General features: G+C 33.8%; 1 protein-coding gene. It reads left to right on the top strand.

Features of this window, described 5'->3' with window-relative positions; all coding sequences use genetic code 11:
* On the top strand, positions 1-1,683 hold a 1,683-nt coding region (locus ASF14_RS20840; protein ID WP_236697024.1), incomplete at its 5' end, for a cytochrome P450.
* Positions 1,684-3,813: the final 2,130 nt, after the last annotated feature.

Below are 3,813 nucleotides of genomic sequence, written 5' to 3'. Positions count from 1 at the left end.
ACCGGAATAGTCGTTCCCTCCACCGGTGTAGCCACTCTAAAAAATCTTTTTTTTTTATTAAAAAATAAGATGTTGAGTGCACTCTTTTTGCTCGCCGCCTTTTTGGTAGCGGTATACAAAATTTATTTCTCAAACACCATAACTTACAAAAAGTTCAATAAATATGGTGAAAATAAGACTTTGGTTCTAAAAGAGGCGCCGGGACCTACACCTTTGCCAATAATAGGTAATATGCACCTTTTGGGCAAGCACGAATCGCCATTCCAGTCTTTCACGGACTTGGCGAAAACTTATGGAGACATTTTTACGCTGCAATTGGGAACGTCGAAATGCCTAGTGGTTAATAATTTGGACCTCATCCGGGAGGTCTTGAATCAAAATGGAAAATTCTTCGGCGGACGGCCTGACTTTATCCGATTTCATCAACTTTTTGCTGGCGATAGGAATAATTCCTTAGCACTATGCGATTGGTCAAACCTTCAACTAAGAAGAAGAAATCTCGCCCGCCGCCATTGTGGACCCAAACAACACACCGACAACTTCGCGCGCATCGGAGACGTCGCTACATTCGAATCCATAGAACTGCTACAAACACTTAAAAACATAACCCGTACTTTAGACTCCAGCATCAACCTAAAACCGATCTTAATGACTACAGCAATGAATATGTTTTCGCACTACATGTGCAACGTGAGATTTGACGCCGAAAACGACGAAGATTTCAAGCGCATCGTCGACCATTTTGACGAAATTTTCTGGGAGATTAACCAAGGTTATGCCTTAGATTTTCTGCCGTGGCTCCAACCTTTTTACAAGAAGCATTTAGATAAACTGTCTAACTGGTCTTCAGATATTCGCTCGTTCATTCTTTCAAGGATCGTAGAACAGAGGGAATTGGATCTGGACATAGAAGGGCCTGAAAAGGACTTTCTAGATGGGTTGCTAAAAGTTTTACATGAAGACCCGACGGTTGATAGAAATACTATAATCTTCATGCTTGAAGATTTTCTAGGCGGTCATTCTTCGGTGGGTAATCTTGTCATGTTATGTTTGACAGCTGTGGCGAGAGACCCTGAAGTCGGCAGGAAGATTAGGGCAGAATTAGACGGTTTGACTAAAGGCAAAAGGCCTGTTACATTACTCGACCGTCATAGTTTGCCATACACAGAAGCAACTGTCTTAGAATGTCTAAGATACGCCTCATCCCCTATCGTTCCTCATGTAGCTACGGAGAACGCAGCAATCTCAGGATATGGCGTAGAAAAAGGAACGATAGTCTTCATAAACAACTATGAACTAAACACTTCAGAGGAATACTGGAATGAGCCGGAGAAATTTGACCCATCAAGGTTTCTAGAAAAGACCAAAGTTAGGGTTCGAAGGAATTCTTTCTGTGATTCCGGCATGGAATCTGATGGGGAAAGGCCGAGCAAGCCAGCGGAGACGGAAAAAGAAGTCTGGTCTGTTAAGAGGAACATCCCACATTTCCTGCCTTTTAGTATAGGTAAGCGAACGTGCATTGGTCAAACTTTAGTAACTACGATGAGTTTCGTCATGTTTGCCAGTATAATGCAGGAGTTTGAAATTGGGGCTGAAAATTTGGAAGATCTAAGACAGAAACCGGCGTGTGTGGCTTTGCCTAAAGATACGTATAACCTATTTTTGATCCCGAGAAAACATTGATCTTTTTGATTTTTTTGAAAGTACGTAAATTATTTGCGCTTGGTTCTTTTATTTGTAGTTTTGTGTTGACGCTGTTTTTTTTTTGAAAAAATTGCAGGTTTTTTTGTAGTTACCTTTTTAGCGAAAATTTTATAACTTTTTAATTTGAATGGTTTGCGATAATAGATATTTCTATGTACTACATCCTAAATTGTTTAGTAAAACTTATTTTATTTTTCTATTTGAATATATTTATTGCGATGACAGACATTTTTTTAGCAAACTTAAAAGGTTGTTTTCGTATTCAGTTGAAAATACATCAAATAATTAAAGTCGGTAAATACTTTAATTTACGCCCAAAATTAGAGCTTGAGTAATTATGTTATATTTTTTTAACCAAGATAAAATATTTTGTAGATATAGAGCCAATTAGGTTTTTCAATAACATTAAATTAAAGTAGATAGCATATTATTTTTTAACCGACTTCCCAAAAAGGAGGAGGTTCTCAATTCGACCGTACTTTTTTTTTATGTATGTTAATCCATATCTCCGGCATTTTGGTGGCTCTAGAAGTCGGTGGCAAAATAAACACAGTCAACAGACCTGCAGACACCGACTTCAAAGTCGGTTTTGTTTTTTTGTAAAAAGTTTTTTTTATTTGGTGATATTTTTAACTTCACTGCCTTCTATTTTTTTAGCTAGAGAACTGAGTAGTTCTAAAATTATATTTAAACAAAACAGCGTCTCATTAAATATACAAATAAAAAAACAAGGTTATATCGCTCAAAACTATTTATTTCTTGAAATAATTGTTTTTTTAAGTATTTCTTTTTATATTTTCGGTAAACCATACTGACGTAAATTCTTTGAAGAAAAGGCGGGAAAAATGTTTGTTGTCTATGGAAAAGAAGATGGCTGACGTGTACTGATAAAAAAATACGATTTTTCTGTTTCATATTTGTCAATGTTTTCAATATTTTTACGACAAAATTACTGTTTTTTATCTAATAAAAGATAGTGTTGAATATTTTAGTATATTTATGGCTAGATTCACAGCTTCCAGCTAATGTTCAAAATAGTTATCTAATAGATAATGCCAAAGAAATGTTTTTACTTTTGACTACTTATATGGCAGTATCTGTCAGTTAACGTATCTAGAACTCTATCTGGAACCTTTTGTAACTAATTAATAGTTTGTTTGTAATGACTTTTTACTACAATTATATTGAGCGTTGATAATTTTGAATTAGAAAACCAAAAACGACTGTATCTTGCCTGTTGGATTTCGCTTGCGCTAGTAAAATATATTTCGTGACTTTTTCGTTATTTTTCACAAATAGATGACGTAGTGACAATAGTGTTAGATTTTAAATAGTTATTTCACGTCACGAGTATATTTTTGCTATAGAAACGTGTAGATTTTTTAGAAAAGTAGTCAATCAAGTGTCTTAAAGTTCCTTTTTTATTAATTTTATAGAAATTTCTCGTCAAAATCGGCTGTTTATACTTAATTTGACCGAAGAAACGTAGTTTTTTAGTAGGTTAGAAATTGTGTTTAGCGTCATCTAGTGGTGAGTAGTTGAAACTCTTTGATTACACTTCTTCGGTTATATTTGTGTTGCAAGTGTGTTTGATGTTGTATTTTACATGTAGTACTGTTTACATTAGAAATAGATGTAGAATATAGACTTAATAGGGGAAATATTGTAAAAAACTCTTATAATCATGTAGAAACATTATTTAAATAATTAAAATAACTAGATTCTTGCTAAAAGACGACTTTAATTTAAGTTTCAATGTTTTTTTTAATAAACCTATGGCGGGTTTCCAAAGAATAAGAACTTGTATGTAGTTTGTAGATTAGAATTCCAAATTTAAATGTCAGAATGTAAAAACGCCATGTTGTATTTTTGAATCAATATTAATAGATATTTTGAAATCAGCAAAAATCACTGCAATCTGTTGTAACTTAGATACAGTTAAATTAAAATTAATGTATTTGATATGAATACGAGTGAATGTTAATATTATTTTCGAACTTTATGAACCAAATTGTAAAATGGCTGACTTGATATGACGTAGTTTGTAGAAAGAATTGTGATCAATAGTTGAATTAGAAATGAAATTATAGATACATTTGCATTTAAAAA

The organism is Sphingomonas sp. Leaf257 (assembly GCF_001422185.1).
GTDB classification, from domain to species: domain Bacteria; phylum Pseudomonadota; class Alphaproteobacteria; order Sphingomonadales; family Sphingomonadaceae; genus Sphingomonas; species Sphingomonas yabuuchiae.
This window is presented reverse-complemented; position numbering and strand designations above follow the sequence as displayed.